Annotated in this window: 21 protein-coding genes; 12 read left to right on the forward strand and 9 right to left on the reverse strand. The window is 50.7% G+C overall.

What is annotated here, in order from left to right:
• The 3 genes from AAGJ81_05280 to AAGJ81_05290 all read left to right on the forward strand — a co-directional run.
• Window positions 1-1237 (forward strand): hypothetical protein (locus AAGJ81_05280; protein ID MEM0965542.1); only part of this gene is annotated, 1237 nt, incomplete at its 5' end.
• 140 nt (window positions 1238-1377) lie between these two features.
• Window positions 1378-1950, forward strand: a complete 573-nt coding sequence (locus tag AAGJ81_05285) for a hypothetical protein (protein ID MEM0965543.1) — start codon at window positions 1378-1380, stop codon at window positions 1948-1950.
• Window positions 1951-2750: 800 nt separating this feature from the next.
• The gene (locus AAGJ81_05290) at window positions 2751-3671 is read left to right on the forward strand and encodes a hypothetical protein (GenBank protein ID MEM0965544.1); all 921 of its coding nucleotides are present in this window, start codon (window positions 2751-2753) and stop codon (window positions 3669-3671) included.
• A 139-nt stretch (window positions 3672-3810) separates the two neighbouring features.
• Here AAGJ81_05290 and AAGJ81_05295 read toward each other — a convergent pair whose 3' ends face one another.
• From AAGJ81_05295 to AAGJ81_05305, 3 genes are read right to left on the reverse strand one after another with little or no spacing between them, the layout of a single operon-like run.
• Window positions 3811-5085, reverse strand: coding sequence for a mechanosensitive ion channel family protein (locus AAGJ81_05295; protein ID MEM0965545.1), 1275 nt, complete (start codon window positions 5083-5085; stop codon window positions 3811-3813).
• 39 nt (window positions 5086-5124) lie between these two features.
• Entirely contained in the window at window positions 5125-5505 is a 381-nt protein-coding gene (locus AAGJ81_05300; protein MEM0965546.1) for a DUF2237 domain-containing protein, read from the reverse strand.
• 21 nt (window positions 5506-5526) lie between these two features.
• Window positions 5527-6243 carry an exosortase-associated EpsI family protein gene (locus tag AAGJ81_05305; GenBank protein MEM0965547.1) on the reverse strand — a complete coding sequence of 239 codons (717 nt, stop codon included), beginning with the start codon at window positions 6241-6243 and terminating at the stop codon, window positions 5527-5529.
• Between the two features lie 77 nt (window positions 6244-6320).
• On the opposite strand from AAGJ81_05305, the gene AAGJ81_05310 reads away from it, so the two are divergent.
• On the forward strand, window positions 6321-6779 hold the full coding sequence (locus AAGJ81_05310) for a hypothetical protein (GenBank protein MEM0965548.1): 459 nt from the start codon (window positions 6321-6323) through the stop codon (window positions 6777-6779).
• Between the two features lie 53 nt (window positions 6780-6832).
• On the opposite strand, the gene AAGJ81_05315 is transcribed toward AAGJ81_05310, so the two are convergent.
• Together AAGJ81_05315 and AAGJ81_05320 are read right to left on the reverse strand one after the other, a co-directional pair.
• Window positions 6833-7336 (reverse strand): SRPBCC family protein, encoded by a 504-nt coding sequence (locus AAGJ81_05315; GenBank protein ID MEM0965549.1) that lies wholly within the window; start codon window positions 7334-7336, stop codon window positions 6833-6835.
• Between the two features lie 62 nt (window positions 7337-7398).
• Complete coding sequence (locus AAGJ81_05320; GenBank protein MEM0965550.1) at window positions 7399-7989, reverse strand: thioredoxin family protein; 591 nt, start codon at window positions 7987-7989, stop codon at window positions 7399-7401.
• A gap of 96 nt (window positions 7990-8085) precedes the next feature.
• On the opposite strand from AAGJ81_05320, the gene cysE reads away from it, so the two are divergent.
• The 6 genes from cysE (at window position 8086) to AAGJ81_05350 (ending at window position 17687) form a co-directional block, all read left to right on the forward strand.
• Window positions 8086-8895: a serine O-acetyltransferase gene (gene cysE / locus AAGJ81_05325; protein ID MEM0965551.1), complete on the forward strand. Its 810-nt coding sequence runs from the start codon at window positions 8086-8088 to the stop codon at window positions 8893-8895.
• Window positions 8896-8937: 42 nt separating this feature from the next.
• A complete protein-coding gene (gene trxB / locus AAGJ81_05330; protein ID MEM0965552.1) occupies window positions 8938-9867 on the forward strand; it encodes a thioredoxin-disulfide reductase in 930 nt (309 codons plus the stop codon).
• Between the two features lie 171 nt (window positions 9868-10038).
• Window positions 10039-12219 carry a UDP-forming cellulose synthase catalytic subunit gene (gene bcsA, locus AAGJ81_05335; GenBank protein MEM0965553.1) on the forward strand — a complete coding sequence of 727 codons (2181 nt, stop codon included), beginning with the start codon at window positions 10039-10041 and terminating at the stop codon, window positions 12217-12219.
• A complete protein-coding gene (locus AAGJ81_05340) occupies window positions 12219-14324 on the forward strand; it encodes a cellulose biosynthesis cyclic di-GMP-binding regulatory protein BcsB (protein ID MEM0965554.1) in 2106 nt (701 codons plus the stop codon). Before bcsA ends, AAGJ81_05340 begins: the two co-directional genes overlap by 1 nt.
• Window positions 14325-14340: 16 nt before the next feature.
• Entirely contained in the window at window positions 14341-15432 is a 1092-nt protein-coding gene (locus tag AAGJ81_05345; protein MEM0965555.1) for a glycosyl hydrolase family 8, read from the forward strand.
• 32 nt (window positions 15433-15464) lie between these two features.
• A complete protein-coding gene (locus AAGJ81_05350; protein ID MEM0965556.1) occupies window positions 15465-17687 on the forward strand; it encodes a cellulose synthase subunit BcsC-related outer membrane protein in 2223 nt (740 codons plus the stop codon).
• Between the two features lie 51 nt (window positions 17688-17738).
• Here the strand turns inward: AAGJ81_05350 and AAGJ81_05355 are convergent, their stop codons facing one another.
• Entirely contained in the window at window positions 17739-18758 is a 1020-nt protein-coding gene (locus AAGJ81_05355) for a hypothetical protein (GenBank protein MEM0965557.1), read from the reverse strand.
• Window positions 18759-18877: 119 nt separating this feature from the next.
• On the opposite strand from AAGJ81_05355, the gene AAGJ81_05360 reads away from it, so the two are divergent.
• Window positions 18878-19510 carry a 3'-5' exonuclease gene (locus AAGJ81_05360; GenBank protein ID MEM0965558.1) on the forward strand — a complete coding sequence of 211 codons (633 nt, stop codon included), beginning with the start codon at window positions 18878-18880 and terminating at the stop codon, window positions 19508-19510.
• Window positions 19511-19529: 19 nt separating this feature from the next.
• On the forward strand, window positions 19530-20384 hold the full coding sequence (locus tag AAGJ81_05365) for a GNAT family N-acetyltransferase (protein ID MEM0965559.1): 855 nt from the start codon (window positions 19530-19532) through the stop codon (window positions 20382-20384).
• Window positions 20385-20542: 158 nt separating this feature from the next.
• Here the strand turns inward: AAGJ81_05365 and AAGJ81_05370 are convergent, their stop codons facing one another.
• The 3 genes from AAGJ81_05370 to obgE form a co-directional block, all read right to left on the reverse strand.
• Window positions 20543-20755, reverse strand: coding sequence for a hypothetical protein (locus AAGJ81_05370; GenBank protein ID MEM0965560.1), 213 nt, complete (start codon window positions 20753-20755; stop codon window positions 20543-20545).
• A 22-nt stretch (window positions 20756-20777) separates the two neighbouring features.
• Complete coding sequence (locus AAGJ81_05375) at window positions 20778-21869, reverse strand: Mrp/NBP35 family ATP-binding protein (GenBank protein MEM0965561.1); 1092 nt, start codon at window positions 21867-21869, stop codon at window positions 20778-20780.
• A gap of 181 nt (window positions 21870-22050) precedes the next feature.
• Window positions 22051-23043 (reverse strand): GTPase ObgE, encoded by a 993-nt coding sequence (gene obgE, locus AAGJ81_05380; GenBank protein ID MEM0965562.1) that lies wholly within the window; start codon window positions 23041-23043, stop codon window positions 22051-22053.
• Window positions 23044-23067 lie beyond the last annotated feature (24 nt).

Genomic DNA, 23067 nt, shown 5'->3' on the forward strand with positions numbered 1-23067 from the left:
GAATCCGCCTGACATCTCAGAAAGCATCCTCAGTTGGACGGGGGAGGAGTTTTTGAGAAACGGCCAGCCAGTTGATTTACCCTACCAGATCATCTCCGAACAAAATTCGGGTAGCGGAGGAACTTATGGCTCGTGGTACCTTAGTCCACTCGAGATGGACATAGAACCTGACGAAAACATGGTCGGAGTTATCGGGGACATAGTTCCATCCGTTAATCCTGACAGCGTAGTAAAACATTTTGTCACACCAAAGAGGTCCAATGAGCTGAATCAGGAGTATGTAATCTTGAAGGCAACAAAGGGCATTACGGCAGATATGATAACCCCTGGACATGCCAAACAAATCCTTGAGTGGGAAGGTGGTGAGGAGGTTCCCGGCGAGCCCTTGAAACGCAGGGTAAAGCGCGATGAAGCTGGTAAAACCGAGGTAAGGATCAAGGTGAAGCAAAGCGGCGGTGTTGCAGCGGAAGTGTATGTATGGACCGTATGGGCTAATGGGCAAAAAGTAGCGGATCATCCTATCCGAACAAGATCTGTTCCGGACATCATAACAGGAGATTTTACAGTTGGCCCCGGCGTCGAAGTTTTTGGGGGCTATGACTTCAATTTCTCGATTATTCCGAAAACGATTATCACGCACTCGGATGACGAGCGTCCCGATTTGAGTGGAGAAAATACCCACAACGGAACAGAAATTGAACCGCCGGGAACAGGAACAGAGCATTTCATTAAGGGTATGATTGCTCCTCTGGAAAACGGGGTTAGCCTAAAATGGGACGTAAGCCGTCGAGCTAGGGTTAAGATTCTTAATCCCCATCGGTACCCAGTGGAGAGATTAGATATTATCCCAGGATTCTTGTGGGATAACCAACCGATTGAAGAAGACATTCCTGTTACATTTCCAGACGATGAAAGAGTCGGAAATGACGACGGAGATACCGGTGATGAAGATAATAACCCCTATCAATCTACTGATAGATCGATGCTAGCTCATGGAATTGGGGAAATCAGCTCCTTCGATATTCCAGTCAATCCTTTCCGAAATTCAACAGGAAGTGATGGAGATACTTTTGAAATCAGATACCATTTCGGCGAATTTAGTAGACTCCTGATCGGCAGTGATTGGTATCGGATTTCTGACTACCTTGATTGGCGGATTCATTTCAAAATAGAAAAGGAAAACGGGGTCTGGATTGATGACGGTTCTACCAGGGCTTTAGACAATGAAGGGTTTTAAATATGGTTAATTTGAAAATCGTTTTCTTTGTCTTACTCCTTCTGAATGTGTGCCTTGGAGAAATATATCAGGTCCCGATTCGTTCTCGAGAAGATCTCAAGAACTCGCCTGATGAAAATCAACGACTCTTGTTTGAGGCCATGGATCGCGAATCGATTGAAGAGATCTATGATCGTGCAGTTATTCTCATAGACTCTGGGCAGTCAGGTCTGGTCGCATCATATCTCTATGACATATCTGACAATGTCATACAAGGGCTTGTCAGGGCACTCGGTGACAGAAGACAGTATCATGAAGTCCCTGGGATGATAGATTTTTACGATTTCATTTCATCTGTATCGTTTCGTGGAGGTTCAGAAAGTAAAATCCTCAGGTTAAGAACAATCAACGTTACCGAAGAAGCACTGGTTGAACTAACGGGAGTATCGCTAGAACCAGAATGGACTACAGAGAGGAAGCTTGCCGAATTCCGGGAATACTTAGCAAGAAGCGAAGAAGAATCTGCAGAGTATCCAGAGCAAACGTTTCAGGAACCAGTGACAGATTCGCTACCTTCTCCGACGGACGCCGAACGGGAGGCAGCAGTCGAAACAGATGTTGCCCCGGAAACAGATCGCGCCAAAGACAGGTACGTCTGGGTCATCGGAGGAATTATTCTCTTGGGGGCCTTTTTCATCCTATTCAAAGTCATCAGAGGCAAGTTCATGTCTTAACTCTTCCGGCACACTGTTTTGTCGAATCGCTCCTCTATTTTTTTCGCTCCTCGCAGCCCTGCCCTTGCCAGATCCGAATGGAGGATAACCTTGAACGAGCCAATCGAATGAATAGGAATATCCATGGATACGTTTTGGCGGCTAAAGAAGAATCTGGAAGCCTGTCCTGGTTGCTTACGAAGGCTTCGACGAACTCGGCGAACTTGGATTGCTGTGAGCGGGGTAGACGGTTCGCGTGCCGGAAAACCTTGTAGAGTCTGCACAGATGTTCGGTCTTTACTATTCACATAATCCTGACCCGAATCCGCACCTCCACGTCCCCGCCTGATCCCCACCCGGGCACCCCTTTCGATATTAGCGGCCTCCACTTTCGTCCAAAGACTTTATGTCCAATGCCGCCAGTCTCCTTCCTGCCAGTCTCAAGTTCCTTCGGAAGGGGCGGGGTTTGACATAAAGTTGTATTGGCCGAGTCATCGGCAAAAGTAGGGCGCCTTTTTCGGACTAAGCCGGGTTGAACCGTTATGCGCTTACTAGGTTCATGGGAAAGTCCGACTAACTCTTCAAGCGGTCCAGTTTGCCGGAGTCACGTCACTATTATTCAGGTTTCCTTGATGAAAGTCGCAATCAGGGCCGAATTTTTCACGTATGCGTCGATGTTAGAGCGACGGTGATCGATACAAGAGAGTTTGATACATTCCTTGATTCACCTGAGTTCTTTAATCAGAATAGCTTTATCGAAGATGGGCAGACGGTCTCAGTTCAAGATGCTAGGAACGGCTCGGAGTAGGGGCATCAATGCAATGCATGCGAAATGGCTATTATGTCTTAGTGCTCTGATCTTATTTGGCTGCGGAAATAACGGGCTGAGGGAACCGCAGACAGAGGTCGAAGGCACCATTGAAGAAACAACTGAAGTTCACGATGATCAAGTTGCTCTAGAAAGCCCAAATATTGATGTTCCTGAAATCGATCCTTTTTTTGCTGATGTCTTTGATTCGGCCGGCTACATGGAATCCAGGAATCGATTGCAGGTCATAGGAGAGGAATACCTTAGTCTTGTAGAGGATGATTTTGAGCGAGCTTCAAATGAATTGATTTATTACAGATCAGCGTTGTCTCGTGAGAATGAGCTTAGCAGCTGGCTGTTAGCTTCTAATATCGAGGACACGTTATCTACTTCGATTATCAAAAAGCTTGAATTGGGTGAGCTATCATTAGCTACGGCTCAATCTCTTATCGAGAGATATTTGGAACGGTTTTATTCGGTAGAGGGGCTTGCGGAAGCTTTCGATGAAGAATTAGGCATTCAACTGGACCATAGATTCAAGGCTGTGGAGACGGATATCTTAAAAAATCAAATTGGAATTAAGCAGCCCCGAGATGCAACGCTCCCACAGCGCTATGCAGCTCTTTTTCATCATGTAAGCGTGATCACAGGAGGTATAGATGAACAAGTTACTCTAGATTGGGCAGGAAACACCCATGGGATAGTAGTCCTGACGGACTTGTTTGATACTCACAAAAACACCGTTATGGCATCGATTTATTTAGAATATCTAAGTGGTGGAGGATCACCCATTGATCAAAACCGGCAGTCTCTTGAGAGCTTTCAAGAAGCGATCAGCACAAAGCTTAGTTCAACAAGACTCGTCGAGTTTAGTGGCCTTGGTTTTACCAAAATCACACCTCAAGATATGACTACTTTCCTTTTGGAAATATAACCGCGTCCCGAACCGCCCCCTGAACCGCCCCCGAGACCTCGGTTATCTTCAGTGGCCCTTGCTCCCGTTTCGCCACGCCTATTACTCTGCATTGCGGCGAGAGACTTTGAGCAGGCGGGTACGAGGGGCGGTCATTCCTTTATCCAACTTCCTGCTTCGCTATCTTCGAAAATCCATCCTCAAGGTCGCTGCCACTCGGCTCTTGATAGACCGCAAGGTCAAAGCGTGGAATTGCCGCAATCAAGTGATCAAAGATATCCGCTTGTATCGTTTCGTAGAGCTCCCAGTCGGTAGTATCCGTAAAGACATAAATCTCCAAAGGGAGGCCCTGGCCGTCGGGCGCCAATTGGCGAAAGAGGAACGTCATATCTTTACGAATACGTTCATCATTTCGCAAATACGCTTCACAGTAGGCACGGAAACAACCGATATTGGTCAACCGACGTCCGTTTACCGCCATTTCTCCGTCTACCTCATTCTTCGAGTTCCACTGATCGATCTCTTTAAGACGGTCGGCAAGGAACGGACGCAAAAGCTGGATTCGCTCCAAATCAGCCTGGAGTGTGGCGTCCACAAAGCGAATGCTGCGCATATCGATTCGAAGAGCCCGCTTGATCCGTCTCCCCCCGGACTCAGACATACCCCTCCAGTTGATAAACGACTTCGAGATAAGATCGTAGGCGGGAATGCTGGTAATCGTCTGGTCGAAATTCCGCACTTTCACAGTGGTCAACGAGACATCCATGACGTCGCCATTGGCATTGTTCGCTGGCATCTCGATCCAGTCACCCGGCCGAACCATATTGTTCACTGAGATCTGGATCCCAGCGACAAAGCCGAGAATTGCATCGCGGAAGATCAACATCAGGACCGCGGTTAGGGCACCCAAACCCGAAATGATGTAGATTGGTGTTTTTCCGAAGAGGACAGACACGACGAAGACCAAACCCATTAAATTCGCGATGAGCTTCGTCGCCTGAATAAAGCCTTTGATCGGCAAGCCTTGGGCCCTAGATGATTTTAAAACGAGGGCGTGAATCGCATTCAGGATTCCATCAAAAACAAATAGGGTGATGAAAATAAGATAAACGGATACCGCCGTTTTGATCCCGTCGAGGATGGCTCCCTCTTCAAAAAACAATGGTGCCATGAAATGAACGACCAGTGCCGGTAGCACGTGAGACATCCTCGTGATCGCTCCAGAATCCAGTAAAACATCGTCACGTTTTGTTTTCGTTCGATGAATCACACCGCGGAGAACTCGCGCGATTACTTTGCGGGCCACCCAGTTAACGAGGACAGAAACGGCAACGATAATGAGTAGCTTCGCTACCACCATTACAGTGCCGGAGGACTCGAGGTTCTCCACAATGGGTAGCTCTGCAACGAACAAAAGAGACGGGAACGGGGTCATCGGTGGGGAACTGACAAAGAGGCACGCTCGCTAGCGTCTTTACCCTTCAACACTCGACGCATTTGCTCGAAGGTCCTCAATCCGGATAAACCTCAGCGCCGCCTCGTGAGTCGCTTCTAGAACTACCGGAGGAGCTTTCCCTGCTTCAAAGGCTTCCTGCCAGCGGCTGGCGCAGACGCACCACCTGTCCCCTGGCTTGAGACCCGGGAAACCCATGTCCGGAAACGGAGTCGATAGGTCGTTTCCCCGCGAGCGGGTGAAATCCAAGAACTCATCAGTGATCACCGCGCAAACCGCATGAACACCGCCGTCCGACGGAGTCACATTGCAACTGCCATCCCGCAGAAATCCGGTCAACGGGTCCATACAACAGGGGATCAAGGCTTCCCCGAGCACGTTGCGACTGACCTCGGCGATCATCGGATTAACATCCCTTTCTCCTTAGGAAGAACTCTCCAAGTCTTCAGCTTCGACTTCCAGCCCAAGACCCGCTACCTCGGAAACTACCTTTTGGAACTGTCGATCATACCACAATTCCTCGAAAGGGATATTGGTATTAATCCGAATAAAATACTGCTCCCCGGTACCCAACACGTGGGATCGAAGTAGGTCTCTCACATAAGAGTAGGGAGTCGGAAACGCATTTCTGCGCTGTCCATATTGATAGGACTTACCGCCTACAAGATGCCAGTAGTGAACAAATTGCTCGTTTCCCTGGATCTCGAACGCCCTCCACTCCGAAGGCAAAAGTGCCTTGTTCTCGACTTCCTTCTCAACCTGATGCTCTTTATCCAACATCGTCCATCCGTTTTCCGTCCAACACCTATCAGGAGTGTGAGAGGATACTTCAAGGATCGATGCTTTCCCAGGAGACCAATAGGCAACATACACCTCGAAGAATTCGTCACCATCTCCACGGGTGTAGTTCCTGTAGACGAAATCTTCGAGGTTCAAAATCCTCGCAGCTCGATCCCTTATCGATTCTGTCGCACCCAACTCCTTGTTTGTGACGGTCCACCCATCCAACTGTTCGGGAACATAATCGCCGACGTGTGCCCCTCTCCCGGGCTCTGGTTCCAAATTGAAGGGATTGTAGAACTGAAAAAGGACCAGCAACGCCAAAACGACAAAGCCAATGTATGGGAAAATCTTTTTCATGAGGACTGGAATACGGAGCTACGAATACGAAAAACGTTTACCAAAGCGATGATGTGGATAAAACGTCAAAACACAGTATGAAAGCACCCGCCTTTTTTTCCATTCTTCTTTTCGCTTTTTTAGTCGGCTGTTCTAGCACGCCTACTCCGCCTGTTGACCCTTCTGATCTGTCCAATTCGATCCATCCCGCCGCCACGCCTTTTGGAAACAAAGTCATCCATCTGAATGTGCCGGATCGCCTTACGATGCTCCAAATGCGCCAAGCCATTTTGAACGCCGCTTTTGAGGACCGCTGGGTCGTCTTGGCAAATGGTATGGAAGGAGAGAGCGGCGTCGTGCAAGTGCACAAAAAGACCGTTTTCGCGGACACTGTTTTCACTTTCCTCTTCCAACCAACAACGATTGACGGCTATTCCGACTCCTATTCCCTCGATGCGGTAGGCACCCCCACAAAACGCTACACACCACCCTCCCGAATCGACTCGATCCGTAAGCAAATCAAAGAAAATTTGATGGGTCTGATGGCTGGTTATTGACCCTCCAGAGGTCTCTGTAAGGCTCTTTCCAGAAGAAGGGAAAGGTCACCTGGTCAATTCGGTTTGTCGTCGTAGAACTCAATCGTTCCATGCGTCACTTCCGAATTTTCAGGTAAGGGAAGATGGCTGCCAACTGTCTTGCTCCGAAACGCAAAAATGGTCCTGAGTTGCCTGCGGATGAGAGGGTGCACTAACCTCCCGAAAACTCCAAAAGGTAGTTCATACTCCACTTCATCTTTCATCCTGGTCCCGTGATCACACGCTTCGAACCGATGAGTGTGGAGCCATTTACGGTATGGGCCTTTCAACTGCTCATCGGCAAATTGGTAAGGTGGTTCCCAAGAGGTAATTCGGGATCTCCAGTGGTTGGGGACTCCGCCAATCTTGATGCGGTAATCGATAATTGTCCCTTCTTCCATCGCTATCGGGAGAGGGGTTAAGATTTGAAACCCCAAACCAGCTAGCGTGATCTTTTCCAGATTAGACGCATCCGAAAAAAACGGAAAAACCTCAGCGATCGGGAGGGGGATTACCGCGTCCGTAAAGAGAAATGGCATGGTTTTGCAAAGAAAAACCCGCCCGCCCTTCTCGGGCGAGCGGGCCTTAAAAACCAGGATGCTCAGTATTTTACAGAGCAGCCATAGGGCCTCGTCGTCCCATTCGGAATTGGCTCTCCGGCCATCGAGGCGTCAAGGGCGTTGGCAACGAAATTGTTGGCTTGAGAGGGATCCCTGCCGCGTGGTTGGTCGTCAATGGCACCCTGATAGACCAGCACCCCGTCAGGATTGATCACATACATGTGAGGAGTGGTCTCAGCCGAGTATAAGCGCCCGACATCGCCAGTTGAATCGATCAGAACGGCTGCAGGGGTGGCTTCGTAGTCAGCAGTGATCTCGTTTGCTTTCTCAGGCGGGTAGTAACCCTGTTTGCCTGGAGCAGATGAAACGATCGAGAGCCACACTACTCCCTTGTCGCCATACCGGTCTTGGAGACCCTGCATGTTGCCTGATTCGTAGTGGCGAACGACAAAAGGACACCCGTGGTTGAGCCATTCCAGCACCACGGTCTTTCCAGCAAAATCGGAAAGCGAATGCTGGACACCGTTAGTGTCCGTAAGAGTAAAATCCGGAGCCTTTTGCCCGGTGGCCACGCTCGCACTCAGCGAGCCTGCCAAAACGAAAGTTGCGAGTGCAATAATTGTGTTCTTCATTAGTCCATGTGGTTTAGAGGTTGAGAAATCCGTAGATCTGAACAGGAACTTGAATTCCGAACAAACTCAACCGGAACGCACCGATTACCGAACGCCATGGATACCGAAAAAAACTCAGACCCTATCTGGGACAAGATCCGCGTTGACGCCCAGGAGATTATCGATAACGAGCCCGTTCTTGCTCACCAAGTTCAGGAAATCGTCCTGGACCGGTCCAGTCTTGAAGAGGTCCTCAGCTATCGGCTCGCCGAAAAGCTCACGTTCCTGTCCCACTGGGAATTTCACCTCGAAGACGTTTTTCTCGAGGCAATGACCACCGACTCCCTCATCGGTGTTTCGATGCGAAAAGACATTGAGGCCATTTTTGACCGTGATCCTGCCTGCCGGAACCATATCACGCCGGTTCTCTACTACAAAGGATTCAAGGCGATCTGCTGCCACCGGGTGTCCAACTGGCTTTGGAAAAACGGTCGACACCAGTTGGCCCTGCACCTCCAAAGCCTGACATCAGAGTTCTTCAACGTTGATATTCATCCAGCAGCTGAAATCGGCTCGGGAATCCTTCTCGACCACGCAACCGGTTTCGTGGCGGGCGAAACCAGTCGCATCGCCGACAATGTCTCGATTTTGCACGCAGTGACCTTGGGAGGAACAGGGAAAGAGACCGGGGATCGCCACCCGAAGATCGGCCACGGCGTTCTCATCGGAGCAGGGGCAAAAATCCTCGGCAACATCTCTGTCGGCGAATGCTCACGGGTAGGTGCCAACAGCGTTGTCCTGGAGTCGGTTCCACCTCATGTGACCGTAGTGGGTGTCCCGGCCCGTGTTGTCGAAGTAGCTACAGGCGACGACCCTGCCCTCTTCATGGATCACGACGTCTTGTGCGACCATAAAGCCCGTGCTTAAGCGGCACTTGATTTTCTAAATGAATCGATCCAAAACCATACGATGCCGGAGAACATAATTATTCTTGGTTCAGGTTGCGCAGGCTTGACGGCTGCTGTCTATGCGGCCCGCGCTAATTTGAATCCTCTCGTTTTGGAGGGTGCCCAGCCAGGAGGCCAGCTGACGACCACGTCCGAAGTCGAAAACTTTCCCGGGTTTCCAGAAGGAGTAGACGGTTTCCAACTCATGGACAACATGCGGAAGCAAGCTGCTCGTTTCGGCACCCAGTTCGAGGTGGCTTCAATCGAAGAGGCCGATCTTGGCGACGAGACCATCACCCTGAATAGCACCAACAAATCGTGGGAGACCCGCTCACTCGTCATTGCAACTGGTGCCTCACCCAGGCTTCTCGGTGTCCCTGGCGAAGCAGAGATGTATGGCGGGAAAGGCGTGACCACTTGCGCGACCTGCGACGGCGCCTTCTATCGCGATATGGACGTTGTAGTGGTGGGAGGAGGAGACTCTGCCTGCGAGGAGGCTCTTTTCCTCACCAGATTTTGTTCCAAAGTCTATTTGATTCACCGTCGTGACGAGCTCCGAGCCTCTCCGATTATGGCGGAAAGAGCCATTCAGCACGAGAAGATCGAAATGGTGTGGAACACCGTTGTCGAAGAGATCCTACCGGACGAGGACGGCTTGGTCTCGGGTATCTCCGTTCGCAACACGGTTGGTGGAGAGACCGAACGGATCGATTGCAAAGGAGTATTTGTAGCCATCGGACACATTCCCAACACCTCTCCTTTCAAGGGAAAGCTCAAGATGGATGGCGAAGGATACCTCATTCCTAAAGCTCCCTCCCAAGTCCTGACCGAAGTCCCGAGAGTATACGTTGCGGGAGATTGTGCAGACCATGTCTACCGGCAGGCGATCACAGCCGCAGGAATGGGCTGCCAAGCAGCGATTGAGGCGGAAAGAGCCCTTGGCGAATTGTAAAAATTCGCCCCGGAAACGCTTTTGTTAAAATTAAGTTAAGGATGGTAATTTTTACGAATTTATGAAACAAGGCTGTCAAGGGAAGGGCTGTGGCTTGTTCCCTGCTCAGTAAATTCATCCGTGGTTCAGACCTCCAAGACAGCACGTCACAAGTCAAAACACCTCTCTATCGTGGTGTTTTTCTGGTTTCTCTCACTGCTAGCGTTTCTTTTTGTTTGCTCGCTTCATCTTGAGCATCGTTCGCAGTGGTATCTTGCGGGGGCCCTTCTCTTGGGTCTCTTTTTCTTCCGATCCGTCAAGCGAGGCCCCACCGTAAGGGTCATCTTCCTGTGTTTTGCTGTCTTCCTGGTTCTGCGGTACCTATTTTGGCGAAGTCTTCAGACGCTTGAATTCTATGATTGGTTGAGCTTTTCGATCGCGATCATCCTCTTCCTCGCTGAGGTGTATGGGATCCTCATTTTCCTCCTCGGGTCATTCGTCAATATCCGCCCGTTCGAGAGAAAGCCGGTTCCTCTCCCGCCAGAGGATCAGCTGCCTACGGTCGACGTCATGGTGCCTTCCTACAATGAAAGCGAAGAAATTTTGGAAGTCACGTTGATGGCGGCTCTCCAGATGCAATATCCGGAGCAAAAACGCAGAATTTACCTTCTCGATGACGGAGGAACTGACCAAAAATGCACGAGCGGAAGTGATGCATCCCGCGAACAGGCACTCACCCGAAGAGAGTCCCTTTTCCGTCTTTGCCAAAGACTCGGCGTCCAGTACATGACCAGGGAGCGAAACCAGCATGCGAAAGCCGGTAACATCAATGAGGCAATGAAAAAGACCTCGGGAGACCTCCTTCTCATTCTCGATGCTGACCACGTCCCGACTGAGAACTTTCTCGAGAACACAGTCGGGCTGTTCAATGAAGACGAAAAGCTGTTTCTCGTGCAGACTCCCCACTTTTTCGTCAACCCAGATCCAATTGAGAAAAATCTCAACACGTTCTATTCCGCCCCCAGTGAAAACGAAATGTTCTACAGAGTAGTCCAGCAAGGGTTGGACTATTGGAATTCATCCTTCTTTTGTGGGTCCGGTGCTCTCCTTCGCCGTAGTTTGGTGGAAGCTCAAGGGGGCATGTCGGGAGAAACGATCACCGAGGATGCAGAGACGGCTTTATCCCTTCACGGAAGGGGCTACAACAGTGCGTTCATATCAGAGCCCATGCTGTCTGGACTGCAACCAGAAACGATGGGTGGTTTTATCGGGCAGCGAATTCGCTGGGCTACCGGAATGGTTCAGATCTTCCTTCTCAAGCGACCGCTTTTGATGCGAGGTCTTTCCCTGCCTCAACGTCTCTGTTACGTCAACAGTTGTTCCTTTTGGTTCTTCCCGTTTGCCCGTCTAGTCTTCCTCCTGGCCCCAGTGGCCTTCCTTGTATTCGGACTCAAAATCTACGCCGCCAACTGGCAAACTTTCAGCGCGTACGCAGTACCTCACTTGGTGGCAGTCTTGACCGTCTCGAGTTATCTCTACGGAAGAGTGAGACGATCGTTTGTTTCTGAACTTTACGAGTTAATCCAGTCCGTCTACTGCCTCCCGGCGATCGTCAAAACAATGATCCGTCCTCGGGCTCCTGCTTTCCAGGTAACTCCGAAGGGTGAGTATCTCGACAGGACCTACATCTCGCCACTTTCCTTTCCCTTCTACATTTTATTTGTGATCAACATCACCGCGCTAATTTTTGGGACGATTCGCTACTTCAGCGTCTCCGAACAGACCACGGCGACGCTGATCACGATGGGTTTCGGATTTTTCAACACGGTGATCCTCCTCGCGGCAATTGGGGCTCTTCTTGAACGGCAACAGAGGCGTTCGAATCCAAGGATGCCTGTTAACCTCAACGCGAAACTACTCTTGGGAAATGAGAGTTTTGATTGCCGGATAGTCGATATCTCTCTTGGGGGATGCAGGATCCTCTTGAAACCAGCCTATGAAAGGGACCTCGAAAAGGCGAACAATGGACTGCTTCAGGTGACCGCTCCAGGGCGAAAGGTTCATTTCAGTTTTAATGTGGACCTTCGCATCCTTCGCTACGACGAAGATTCTGAACTTCTTTCTCTCGGAACCGAGTTCAACCACAAGGATCTTGAAGAAAGGAAACAAAAGGTCCGCTTCGTAACGGGAAGTAGCGATCGCTGGATGAATTTCCAGAAAAATCGCGAGTGCCGGTTGGGAGTTATTGGAAGTTTCCTTTTCCTTCTGGGAATTGGCGTCAAATACTCCCTTGCACACTTTGGACATCTCCTCGGGTCTCTCTTCGGAGGATCTAGGCCCAAATCAAGCATATCGCAGCCAGAGAACGTCTGATGGGTCTAGGTATCGATAGATTTGCCCGACCCTCACTAGTAGTTGCTCTTTGCTTTGCTGCCCACAGCTTCAGTCTTGCCCAGTCATCAACTCTCGACGAACTCCTGCGCGGACTCCGTGACGATCAGGGAACTTCTGAAGTCTCTCCGGCAGATGAAACTGGAACGCAAATGCCCCAGTTTCTCCGCGAGCCGCCGACCGAAAGGCCCGCTAGCCCCTCGGAAGAGGCGGAGCCGACTCAAGATTTAGCACCCTCCTCATCCTCGAATCCAACTACCTTGCCTGAGACAACGCAAGCAACAGCCTTTCCGGAAATCAACGAAACAACACCGAGTTTTGAGGAAGATGAAATCAATCCGTTCTTGATATCGAATCTGGATGAACTTCTCCAGAGACTCACTCCGGAGGCCGTCCAGACTCATCTTGTCTTTGCCGGTGCGGCATCGGAGTTGAATCAGGAACAGGTCACTCTCGGGGCGGCTATTGTGCAAGGAATCGGACTAAGGACTGACCTTAAGCCTATGCTAATCACATACGGTCCTCAGCTAGAGCCTGGTCGGTTCAACGTGCTAGTGGGAACCATTGATCAAGTAGGCTCGGTCATGGGAGCAAGACTTGTAGAAGAAATCGGTGAGAGTGGACTCTGCATGATTCCGATGCCAAACTACGAGAGCGAGCCTGTCTTGGTAATCACTGGAACCAGCCAGCGAGGGATCAACGAAGCAGTCCTTGCTCTTGGATTCGTCAATATGGATCTTCCGGCTGCAGACTTTGTCTCCATTCGTCGCATCCTCTTCCCAGAGACGCCTCCTTATTTTGGTCAGCCTCCTGTGAACCCAGGTGAGACCTATACATTTCTTCAGCTACAGCAGGTTGGCGCTCCGATTCGTCCGGTCCGGAATGGAGGCATCGGAATTCAGATCTACTTTCCGGCAGATGTTTTTGACCGTCCTGCTGCAAAGGTAAATCTATCCGTTCATTTTTCCGTAGGTCAAAATACACTCCGGAGCAGCAAAGCCATGGAGGTCCGTTTGAACGGAACTGAAGTTGTCCGTGCACCGTTTGGTGAGACCACGACGTCCGAATTTGGAGGGCGGTACCTTAACTTTTCAGTTCCGATCGGAAAATTCCAGTCTGGCCGCAACCTACTGGAAATTACGACAGATGCTGGTTCCTCCAGTGCGTTTTCGCTAGGTCCTACAGGTGTCGCGGCAAACGACCTTCTTGTCTTCACTGATTCGACGATTGAGATTCCGAGAGTCCCTAGAGGTGCTATTCTGCCAAACCTCCGCCTCACTAGCCGGACACTCTACCCGTTCGTAGGTCAACCGGACGGGTCAGAAATCAGTTTCCTTCTCACCAATAACGAAAAGGAAACTGTTGAAGCAGCGTGGATGATGATTGCAAAGCTCTCTCAAATTTCGAACACCTTCCTTTACGATGCAGAGGTGAGTTTCCGTGCTGCAAACCCTGATCGGCACCTTGTCGTAATCGGAAGCCAATCGGGAATTCCCACTACCCTCAGTGAACAAATTCCCCCCGCGAGCTTTTCGGAATTAGGATCAGGAGAGAGTGAAGACGAGGCTTTTGCTCAAGAAGAAAAAGGCCCGAACATTTTTCAGAGATTCTTTGCAAGTCTGGCAAACGAGTTTCGGAAGATTGAAATTAACGAACCAGCTGACGATGGACCGGAAGGAGCTCAGATTCAGGAAGCAAGAGAAGAGTCCATTGGACCGCGGGCTGTGATGACAAGTTTCCCCTCTCCTGAAACCACCGGGAGGTGGATACTCATAGTGACTGCTCGCAATGACGCTCTCCTCCTTGAGCGAGTCCGCCAGCTTATCCGTCTTCCCTATTGGTCACAAATAAATGGATACCTCTTTTCATGGAACGACACTCCAAATAGTGTCAGGGCCTTCTTGCCGGACAAGCGCTTCAGCGAAGTTTCGTTTCGAGAAACCATTGTTCCCATTCCGTGGGGTTACGGGGTGTCGCTGCGCATTTGGTACCTCTTTGCAGCAGTCGTATTTCTTGTTTTTGTCCTGATGACACTTTTAGTACTCAAGCATACGGACCAAACAATCGCTCAAAGACGCAAAGAGTAATCGAGTCGTTTGTCCAATGGTCCAAAGACGGCTGAAGAAACTCCTGACCCCTTTTTTGTGCCTTTTGGCAGCCAACACCGGGGCTCTGGCGCAGTCCGATTTTGAGGGATTTACCCTACCCTTTAACACTCGTGGCAAGATGGCTTGGAATGAATTCAAAGAGCGTTTTGTAGCACCAGATGGGAGGGTAATCGACGATGCCAACGGAGGGATCTCCCATTCGGAAGGACAAGGATATGGAATGCTGATCGCCGCAGAGCACCGTGATCTATCCACATTTTCTGTCATCTGGAATTGGACCCGGAAGAATCTCCAGACCCGGAAAGATGGGCTTTTCGCTTGGAAATGGGATCCGTCAATACCCGAAGATCCTGTCATAGACCAGAACAACGCTACTGACGGGGACATCCTCATTGCATGGGCACTTCTTAGGGGGGGAGAGCTTTGGAAGAATGATCGGCATATTGAGGAAGCCAAAGCGATCGCTCGAAAGGTTAGGACCACAATGATAGCAGACAGCCCCTACGGCCCTCTCCTTCTCCCCGGAGGAACCGGCTTTCAGCAGCCAGAGGGGACGATTATCAACTTAAGTTATTGGGTCTTTCCCGCATTCCTCGATATTCGTAGGATCGATCCTTCTCACCTTTGGGACGATCTCTACCTTTCGGGTTTGCGACTTCTCAAAGAGGCTCGCTTTGGCGATTGGGATCTACCACCGGATTGGCTATTAGTATCATCTGCGGGAACGCTGATCCTCCCGAAGCAGTTTGATCCGGTCTTCGGTTACAATGCAGTTAGGATTCCCCTCTACATGGAGTGGGCAGGAATAGGCGACGAATTTCTCTACCGACCTTTTGTTGGTTGGGCGACGAGCAAGGAAAGCATCTTCGAACTTCCCGACACCGTTAACCTTGTAACCAACGAACCGGGAGAGTTTACCGTGATTCCAGGAATGATCGCTATCTATCACCTCATCGCGCCGCGAGAGATCCCAGAGGCCCCTCGTGTTGATGGCGACTACACCTCCTATTACTCCGCTTCACTGCGTTTCCTTTCCCACCTCGCAGAAAAAGAGGGCCAAAAGTATTCTTTATTGCCTCACCCGTAATAATTTAGTAAAGAAATTTCACGATAAGATTGATGAGTACTGTTGCCGTTCACCGTCGGTGGTTAAACCGCCTCGCCCTTTTACTTTTTTCGGCGACGTCGCTCGGCTCCCAAGATTTTGAGGAACAAGGGCTCTTTCCCACTTCAATGGAAGAGATTTTGGTTACCGGACAACCTTCGGGAACTCCGACACGTGCTCCCGTTCAAGGGCAGACTCCTCAGCCAACATACTTTCTGCCAGACGCTCCTCCCGCCGAGAGGTCAGTTCCTCAGACAGTCGTTCCGACGCAGCAACCCCGCAGTCAGCCGCTCAACCAGGAGGGCATTCCAACTCAGGTCCTCTTACCGACCCCTGAACCGGTAGCCGAACCGATCCAATCCCCAACTACCCCAACCATTGTCTTCAGTGACACTCAAACGGGCCTGGTCGACGATACTATCGTGGCAGAAATTGGCATCGACCCAGGACAGCTCCTCGCTGACAAGCAGTACGACGAACTCGAGCCCTGGGTTTTGGAGAATCAGGATGTTGGCATGGCGAGTGCAATTGGGTGGTCTTACTACACCGAGGAAAATTATCCAAAAGCAATTGAGTGGTTTGAACAGACTCTGAGATGGGATGAAAACTTCAATGAAGCAGCTTATGGCCTTGCACTCTCTCTTTATAATGAAGGTTTCCTCCAACAAGCCGAGGCCGTTGCACGTTGGAAGCTGAATGCGTATCCAGGAATGGACAACATTCTTGGCGACATCTACATGACCCGAGCGATTTCTTCCTTCAGAGCAGAGCGCTACGACGAGACGCTGGACAATTTGGATAAGATCGTCCAATTCAGACCTCTGACCAGAGGTGAAGAGATTCTGGAAGCGTGGAGTTTTTACCACACTGGAGAAACCGTTAAAGCAGCCGGATTGTTCCAGACACTCTATGAAGAGCAGCGGGACCGAGTGGCAGCAGTTGGCCTTTACGCCTCCCTCTCCAGCACTCAGAACTGGAACCGGATTGAACGACTGGCTAATCAATATGGTGGACCACTCGCTGACATCTACGCGTTGTATACGAGTGACCGATACTATGACAGGAGGCTATACCTCAAGGCCAGCCAAGTGGCTACCCAGATTCCGGACGCTGACCAACCGTTTATTGAAAACATTGCGGCACCGAAGGTAACCATTTCCGCAGAATTCGTTGCTAGGGATGGAGACCCGGGGACCAGCGAGTTGGATCTGGCCTACGCGCCTTACGTAACAGGAACGGTCTTCTCGGATGAAGTGAACCGGGTGGATGTCAGTATAGGTTTGGTGAGCTTGGATGCGGGTCAACTTCCCGACTTTGCATTTGTGGGGCTGGTTCCCAACACTCCTACACCCTATTCCGTCGAACCAAAGACATCCTTCAACGGCATGATTGCTCCAATGATTGGCTACTACCGGGAAGATTGGATTTCACCCTATATCGAGCTTGGAATGACTCCTCTGGGCGGTCAGGTGGATAGTGAGTTTGTAGGGAGACTCGGTGTGCAGGGAATCTTTGAAACCGGAGTGTGGACCGCAGAACTCTTTCGCGAATCCATTACTGAATCCCTTCTCAGTTACACCGGATTCCGTGACCCCTACACTTCCCTTGAATGGGGTAGAGTGGTTGAAACGGGACTTCATGCGTCGATTCTCCACTTCTTTGGAGCAAACCAAGACCTGAGCCTCTTCGGCTTTATGGAAGTCGGGCAGTTGACCGGAGAGAACGTCGCCGACAACGAGAAAATCCGGCTCGACGTCGCCCTAAACCGAACCTTTAAACCTGATGGTTTCCACTACATTAACTTCGGACCTTCTTTCACCTTCTACAGCTACACAAACAACCTCAGTTTCTTTACATTCGGTCACGGAGGGTACTTTAGTCCGGAGTATTTGGCTCAGGGAATCATTAATCTTCAATTCATGACGGAAGAGGGGGAAGATTTTCTTCTGAAAGGTGAAGTCGGATTTGGTGGTCAGGCAAACGAACAGGAGGCTGCGCCTTTCTTTCCCCTTGACCCGGATGGGCGTGATTATTCTGGAACAAGCGATACTACAGGGATTCTCATCTCGAACCTTCAAGGGGTAATGTTTCTCACAGATTACTGGGCATTTGGAGGTGAAATTGCCTTCAACAAAACTCCCAGTTATGAGGAGTTTCGTGGAGGGGTCTTTACGACGATTTTCTTCGAACCCCGCGAAGGTCTGGTGGAGACCGACTTTCCTCGATATCAGTATTGAAGGAGATTCGATCTGGGTCCGACCACGCTCCTAATTAGCGAGGAAAAAAGACTACGCTTCTGCGGTTCTTGGCCAGTGGAACCACAGGCGAAAGACTTCACCCTCTACAATAGACCCTGCATAGCCGCTGGAGATCAACTCCTCCGTGGTCTCGATGCCGTAAGCATGAGAAACCGATTCCGCAAGGGAAGCCAGCCCAACTCCAGAACCTGATCCGACACCGTATTCGAAAACGCGTCCACTCGTGTTTCCTAAATCCGATGCCTTTTTCTTTGAGATAGGGTTCGAGAACATCCAGATCAAGTCCGAGCCGTCTTCAGATTCGACTACCTGAATAGCCAAAAGCTTCCCTTCGCCATGGTGGATCGCATTGTTGACAAGGTGGTAGAAAACGCGGTCGACCTCTGCGAATTCTATACAACGTTCGGCAACCGCACCCGTAAACGAAGTTTTAAAGGCAACTTCCATTTCGGCGTCAAATGCGCGGTAGACCGTTTTCTGCCACTTCTGCAGCAGTAAGTCTACCGAGTGGAGTTTTTCTAACTCATCTTTGTCGCGTCCAACGGGATCGAGATCGATGATCAAGGAGCGCATGATCTTCCGTTGATCCCGCGCCAGATAAAAAAGAGTCTGGAAATACTCCGGCTCTACTCCGGCAGAACCCACAAGAAAAAGAATCCCGTATAAGGATGCGAACGGACCATCCGCAAGTTCGCGGAACAAAGTCGTAAGCTTGGTATCCTGAGTCTCGCGCGCAGCCTGTTCATACTTTTCCAGCTCGCCACCCGCGACTAGGATCGGGCAGTTGACAGCAAATTTTTTTAAAGCCGATGCGGCCAAGGAATTTTCTTCCTCCGAAGCGTCCCTTTTAGCAGTGAGTTCCATCAACTCCCCTACCGATTGATAAATCGTCCGTATTGTCTCTTGCTCGTCTTCTCCGAAGTCGCGATCAAGGCGCCCATAGAATGCACCGCCCTTGTAGCGTTCGTGCAGTCGAGCGGGCAGTCTCGCTGGAACTAGTTTACGAATTGACTCCTCCGAGAGGAAGAGCGTGTCGGGATTTTTACTCATCTAGGAAAGAGCTACTTTCTTTTCGAAAGAGATGCAACCCGAACCCTCTACCGTAAGGGCACGCTTGGTTGATTCAAAAAACCATTGCTTCTCTACCTAGACGCCAAACACTCAATCCGATGAGTTTAACCGATAGTGGTTCATTCCCAGAGCGGATGAGCAAAGACCTGCTCCGTGAGTTGCCAATCGTCCACTTTCAGGGTCCCATCCAATTGATTCGCGAAGACTCTCAGGTAGCACCCGCGGTTGAGGCATTACGACTATCGAAAAGACTTGGGTTTGATACTGAAAGTAAACCAACTTTTCGTCGGGAAGACGAAGTCCGGCCTCCGGCACTCCTTCAACTTTTTGATGGATGCACAGCGTGGCTCTTTCAACTTCGTCAGATTACTGATCACAGGCCTGTCTTCGCGCTTCTTACCGATCCAAACATCCAAAAGGTAGGGGTGGCTCCACATGACGACATCAAGGGACTCAATCGGATTGCGGAGTTCGAAGCCGCAGGGTTTATCGATTTGAGCGTCGTTGCCAGTCAACGTGGGATTATCACCACCGGACTCCGTAATCTAGCGGGAATATTCCTCGATGGGCGCATTTCGAAAGCAGCGCAAGTGACCAATTGGGAGCAGAATCCACTAACGAAGAAACAGATTCTCTATGCTGCTACCGATGCCTGGGTTTCCCTCCGCGTTTATGAGGAGCTGGTGAATCGCGAGGGGAATGCTATCCCGGAAGCTCCTCTTGCACAGTAGTATTTAGTCTGCTCTTTCTATGCCTGATCCGATTTATCGCGCTGCCACGAGAGACGAGCTCAACATCGGGGTGGAGTGGGCACGAAAGGAAAATTGGAACCCAGGCTACAAGGACGCTGACGGTTATTGGGCTACAGATCCCTCTGGTTTTGTTTGCATGGAGATTTCCCACGAGGTTGTAGGATTCGGTTCCGTCGTCTCCTTTGGAGGGAAATTCGGGTTCATGGGATTCTACATTGTTCGCCCCGATTACCGCGGAAGAGGACTCGGGGGTCCTTTTTGGCGCTGGCGCAAAGCTCGCCTGATGGCCCGTCTGGATCCCGGAGCGACCATCGGTATGGACGGGGTTCCCGCTATGGAATCATTTTACGGCCGCGGTGGATTCGTAACCAATCACTACAATGTTCGAATGTCTGGAAAAGCCGCCTCTGCGACCCCCAATCCGAACATAAAGGATCTAGCTCTGATCTCTTGGGATGAGATTCTTAAATTAGATCAACAGGGTTTCAGCACCAACCGTGAGACTTTGCTTCGTTATTGGATCGATCTGCCTGAGAGCTTCTCCTTTGGGTATCAGTCCGAAGGAAAACTAGAGGGATTCGGAGTGATCAGGCCCGCTAGCGATGGCTTTCGCATCGGTCCTCTGTTCGCGGAAACAGCGAATATCGCTGAAAAGCTCCTTTTGTCTCTATGCGGAGCGGTCTCCGGAGAAAGGGTTTACGTGGACATGCCAGACATCAATCCGGAAGCGATTCCTATGGCAAAAAGACTAGGCATGAATGAAGTCTCCCGTTGCGCCAGGATGTACGCCGGTCCTCCACCAGACATTCCCTATGATAAAACCTTTGCGGTTGCCTCTTTGGAGCTCGGATAGCGCCTGTTCCGCGACCCAGCACATTGCTTCTTCGCATTGGAGGCTACCGCGGTCCAATTTGCGGGAAATGACAGTAACACCGAGGGAAACCGATGAACCTACCCCTACTGACAATCAGGTTCGCGGAGCATACCCCTGAGGCGTTTTACAGTGATTCTCTACCTTCTTGAGGAGCGCCACTTGTCGCGGTGTTTCCGAATCCAATCGAGGAGGGCTTTTTCAAAACCAATATCTTTCCCGCTCTTTTCGGACTCGATCCATTTGTGACGAAGAATCTCTTCCCGCTCCGCGAGGAATTCTTTGTAGAGGCTAGATTGGCCAGCGAAATCCACTGATGGTTTCTTTTTTGAAGACTTTTTCGGCGTCGGCATTCCCAACTGTTCAGAAGAAAGTCTAATCATTGCCAGCACGACTTGTCAATTTGAACCGATCCCAGATCGTCCGGGCCATTTCATAGAAAACCAATGAACACGCTAGGTCGGGATCACTGACAACTATCGGTACTCCGTGGTCACAACCCTCGCGGATCCTCGGATCCAACGGCACCTGACCGAGAAAATTGGTTTCAAGGTGTTTCGCAGTTCGCTCTCCTCCCCCTTTCCCAAAAAGATACTGTCTTTCTCCCGATTTTTCGTCGAGTAAATAGCTCATATTTTCAGCAACGCCAATCAAGGGAACACTCACCTTTTCAAACATCATCGCCCCTCTTCTAGCGACGGTCACAGCTGCCAGCTGAGGCGTCGTGACGACGACTGCACCCTCCAGGGGAACAGTCTGCACGAGGGAGAGCTGGGCATCCCCTGTTCCCGGTGGTAAGTCCACAAACAACACTTCCAACTCACCCCAGTCTACATTACTCGCGAATTGCTGAATGGTCTTCATTACCATCGGTCCGCGCCAGATCACTGGAATATCCTCCTCTACCAAGAAACCCATCGACATGACTCGCACACCGAAATTCTCGAGAGGTTGGATCAAACCATTTTCTACTTCCGGCCTTTGGTTCAATCCGATCATCAAGGGGATGGAAGGCCCATAAATATCGCAATCCATGATCCCTACCGATGAGGGCTTTCCCTCTTCCCGCAGAATGCGATCCATCGCGCAGGCAAGGTTGGTCGTAAAGGTGGATTTACCGACCCCTCCCTTACCGCTAGCCACCGCGATCGCGATACGCACTTTCTGCATTGCGCTTCCTGCCTCTTCCTCCTGAGAGGTCTCCTCGGAACCAGCCTTGGATTTAACAGCAACGGTAACCTTTGCCTCCGAGACTCCTTCGATCGCATCGACAGCATTTTCGACATCGGCCTTCAGCTTGGGAGCGACCGCCGGATCTGAACTCGTCAACGCGAGGGAAACCAGAACTACACTCCCTTCAACTGCGATATTCTTAACGATTCCAAAGGAAACGATGTCTCTGGTGAAACCCGGATAGGGAACCTTGGCCAAGGCCTCCCGAACGACTTCTTCATTGATTTCCGACACGTTCGATCAGGAAAAGAAACCCCGGTAAGTTTGGCAAAGGGATTCGGATGAAAACTACGGACCAGTCTTTCACCAAAGGTAGGGCGCTGGCTCCGGCAAGCCGCGCTGGTTGAAGTAGAAACGGGGATCTACTTTCAAAATGCCCGGCTTGCCGGAGCCTGCGCCCTACCCCATCAAAAACTTACACCCCACACGCCTCATAAAGAGCCTCCAAAAGGGGTTCCAGCCCTTCCCCTAGTTCCGCACAAATTGGGAAAACCGGAAGATCCACTGCCTCTTTCAGCCTTTCTACGTTTTCAGTGGCCGCAGGTAAGTCCATCTTATTTGCCGCAACCATCATTGGTTTTGCCACCATGTCCTTACGGTACAGTTCAAGCTCTTTCTGCAACACCTGAAAATCCTCCAATGGATCACGACCATCAGAGCCTCCGCTATCCAGAACCACCAACAATATCCGGCAGCGCTCCACATGGCGCAAAAATCGATGCCCCAATCCGCGATTGTCCGCCGCCCCCTCGATTAGACCCGGGATATCGGCTATCGTAATTTTCTGGAACCCAAAGTTCTCGTTTTCCTCCGTCATACCGACCGAAGGATCCACCGTGGTAAAGGGATACGGAGCACTTTTCGGCGAGGCGTTGGTCAGACGGGAGAGAAGCGTCGATTTCCCAGCATTGGGAAAGCCGATCAATCCCACATCTGCTATGGTTTTCAGGGAAAAAACAAAGTCGCCAGCCTGTCCCGGTTTCCCCTCAGTAAATTCACGGGGAGCCTGATTGGTAGCGGTCTTGAAATGAATATTTCCCAAACCACCCTTACCGCCCCGCAGCAGAGTCACCTCGACTCCATCCTCCAGTAGCTCGCAGACCGTCTTGCCTCGCTCGTTGACTACCTCGGTTCCGATCGGAACGATTAGGACGACACTCTCACCGTTCTTCCCGTTTTTCTGACTTCCTTTTCCGCTCTCTCCGCTCTTGGCCTTCCACTGAGGCCGGAATCGATAAGTCCGCAAGTCACTCACGTTTCGATCAGAACGCAGAATCAAATCACCACCATTCCCTCCGTCGCCTCCGTCCGGACCGCCCTTCGGCACATACTTCGCCCGACGAAAGCTCGCGCAGCCGTGACCGCCGTTTCCTGCACGGAGACTCACTCTGATTTGATCGTAAAACATGGAAGCCGAAAGTTTGACGGTTTC

This window comes from Verrucomicrobiota bacterium (genome assembly GCA_038744685.1).
In the GTDB taxonomy this organism is placed as follows: domain Bacteria; phylum Verrucomicrobiota; class Verrucomicrobiia; order Opitutales; family Puniceicoccaceae; genus Puniceicoccus.

What these genes read in the sequence shown, in the direction of transcription:
- AAGJ81_05285 (MEM0965543.1), top strand. Translation starts at nt 1,378, where the DNA reads ATGGATCGCGAATCGATTGAAGAGATCTATGATCGTGCAGTTATTCTC.
- AAGJ81_05290 (MEM0965544.1), top strand. Translation starts at nt 2,751, where the DNA reads ATGCATGCGAAATGGCTATTATGTCTTAGTGCTCTGATCTTATTTGGC.
- AAGJ81_05295 (MEM0965545.1), bottom strand. Translation starts at nt 5,085, where the DNA reads ATGACCCCGTTCCCGTCTCTTTTGTTCGTTGCAGAGCTACCCATTGTG.
- AAGJ81_05300 (MEM0965546.1), bottom strand. Translation starts at nt 5,505, where the DNA reads ATGATCGCCGAGGTCAGTCGCAACGTGCTCGGGGAAGCCTTGATCCCC.
- AAGJ81_05305 (MEM0965547.1), bottom strand. Translation starts at nt 6,243, where the DNA reads ATGAAAAAGATTTTCCCATACATTGGCTTTGTCGTTTTGGCGTTGCTG.
- AAGJ81_05310 (MEM0965548.1), top strand. Translation starts at nt 6,321, where the DNA reads ATGAAAGCACCCGCCTTTTTTTCCATTCTTCTTTTCGCTTTTTTAGTC.
- AAGJ81_05315 (MEM0965549.1), bottom strand. Translation starts at nt 7,336, where the DNA reads ATGCCATTTCTCTTTACGGACGCGGTAATCCCCCTCCCGATCGCTGAG.
- AAGJ81_05320 (MEM0965550.1), bottom strand. Translation starts at nt 7,989, where the DNA reads ATGAAGAACACAATTATTGCACTCGCAACTTTCGTTTTGGCAGGCTCG.
- cysE (MEM0965551.1), top strand. Translation starts at nt 8,086, where the DNA reads ATGGATACCGAAAAAAACTCAGACCCTATCTGGGACAAGATCCGCGTT.
- trxB (MEM0965552.1), top strand. Translation starts at nt 8,938, where the DNA reads ATGCCGGAGAACATAATTATTCTTGGTTCAGGTTGCGCAGGCTTGACG.
- AAGJ81_05340 (MEM0965554.1), top strand. Translation starts at nt 12,219, where the DNA reads ATGGGTCTAGGTATCGATAGATTTGCCCGACCCTCACTAGTAGTTGCT.
- AAGJ81_05345 (MEM0965555.1), top strand. Translation starts at nt 14,341, where the DNA reads ATGGTCCAAAGACGGCTGAAGAAACTCCTGACCCCTTTTTTGTGCCTT.
- AAGJ81_05350 (MEM0965556.1), top strand. Translation starts at nt 15,465, where the DNA reads ATGAGTACTGTTGCCGTTCACCGTCGGTGGTTAAACCGCCTCGCCCTT.
- AAGJ81_05355 (MEM0965557.1), bottom strand. Translation starts at nt 18,758, where the DNA reads ATGAGTAAAAATCCCGACACGCTCTTCCTCTCGGAGGAGTCAATTCGT.
- AAGJ81_05360 (MEM0965558.1), top strand. Translation starts at nt 18,878, where the DNA reads ATGAGTTTAACCGATAGTGGTTCATTCCCAGAGCGGATGAGCAAAGAC.
- AAGJ81_05365 (MEM0965559.1), top strand. Translation starts at nt 19,530, where the DNA reads ATGCCTGATCCGATTTATCGCGCTGCCACGAGAGACGAGCTCAACATC.
- AAGJ81_05370 (MEM0965560.1), bottom strand. Translation starts at nt 20,755, where the DNA reads ATGCCGACGCCGAAAAAGTCTTCAAAAAAGAAACCATCAGTGGATTTC.
- obgE (MEM0965562.1), bottom strand. Translation starts at nt 23,043, where the DNA reads ATGTTTTACGATCAAATCAGAGTGAGTCTCCGTGCAGGAAACGGCGGT.